This window comes from Mesorhizobium sp. M1E.F.Ca.ET.063.01.1.1, from assembly GCF_003998155.1.
Classification (GTDB): Bacteria; Pseudomonadota; Alphaproteobacteria; order Rhizobiales; family Rhizobiaceae; genus Mesorhizobium.
Genome location: NZ_RZSC01001194.1, coordinates 1 through 1165, shown reverse-complemented (window position 1 = coordinate 1165; position 1165 = coordinate 1). Strand labels below are relative to the sequence as shown.

Genomic DNA, 1165 nt, shown 5'->3' with positions numbered 1-1165 from the left:
TGAGGCGCAGCGGCCTCGGTCGCCGGCGCGGCGGCATCTTCAGGTGCCGGCGCCGGGTTGTTGGGGCTGAGATAGCGGGCGGGTGCCCATCCGGTGATGTGCGCGTCCTGCGTATCCTCGACCTTGCACCAGGGATAGTTGTTGACGAGCTTGCAGCCGTAATTCTTCACGGCCGCGCCGTTGGGCAGGCGGGCTTCCACCTTCCCACCCGGCGAAGCGGTGGCGCGAATATTGAGGAGATCTTCCGGCGCGAGGCCGCCGACGATCGAAATGATCATGCCCGGCGCTTCCTGAGCCAAAGCCGGCAGGGCGGCCGTGAGCAAAGGAGCGGCGATCAGCAGCGTCGATCGGAGCGCAACCTTGCGCCTCATCCTCAATCCTTCATGAAACCGGTCCGCAGCGCGTGCGCCCATTCCTGTCGTCCCGCCTGTTCGGCCTGCTTTGCGGCGGCTTCATGGTCATAGTCGACGGCGATCGCCTCGAAGCGGTCGGCGCGGCGAGCCTCATCCAGTTCGATGATGCCATAGCGCGCATATGGGCTGCCTTGCTCGGAAACATGCGCGGGAGGCGTGTCGTCGTCATAGGCAGGGCAACCGACGCTGCCGGGGTTGAAGATGACCGGCCCGCCCGGAATGCGGATGAGCTCGTTTCGATGGCTATGGCCGCAGAGCGCGATCCGGCAGGCGGGGTCGAGCGACTTCAGCCGCCGCTTGATGGCAGCCAGCGGCGCGCGCACCAGTTGGCCGTCGACTATCGCGTCCGCAAGATACTTTTCGTCATGGTCGGGCCGGGCGTGGAAAGCCACGACGCCCGGCGCGATCTCGAGCGTGAGCGGCAAGGCAAACAGCGCCTCGCGCCGGGCGGCGGTCAGCCGCTCCCGCGCATAGCGGTCGGACGGCCACATGTCCGCGCCGGCCGGATCCTCGGCGACACGGCGGTCGTGGTTGCCCCGAACGGTCGGCAGGTTGAGTGCTTCAAGCCGTTCCATCGTTTCGCGCGGCCACAGAGGCCCGGAGACGCAATCGCCGAGATTGACGATGAGGTCGGCGCCGCCACGCAGCTCGAGATCGTCGAGCACGGCATCCAAGGCGAGCACGTTGCCGTGGATGTCGGCGAGGACGGCAATGCGCATCAGGCGTCGATCTCGCTGTCGGCGGTGCCGACG

Annotated in this window: 2 protein-coding genes; both read right to left on the bottom strand. The window is 67.3% G+C overall.

What is annotated here, in order from left to right:
• Nucleotides 1-371 (bottom strand): SH3 domain-containing protein (locus tag EOA29_RS37185; protein WP_145970080.1); only part of this gene is annotated, 371 nt, incomplete at its 3' end.
• 2 nt (nucleotides 372-373) lie between these two features.
• Nucleotides 374-1132 (bottom strand): metallophosphoesterase family protein, encoded by a 759-nt coding sequence (locus EOA29_RS37180; protein ID WP_126092454.1) that lies wholly within the window; start codon nucleotides 1130-1132, stop codon nucleotides 374-376.
• Nucleotides 1133-1165: the final 33 nt, after the last annotated feature.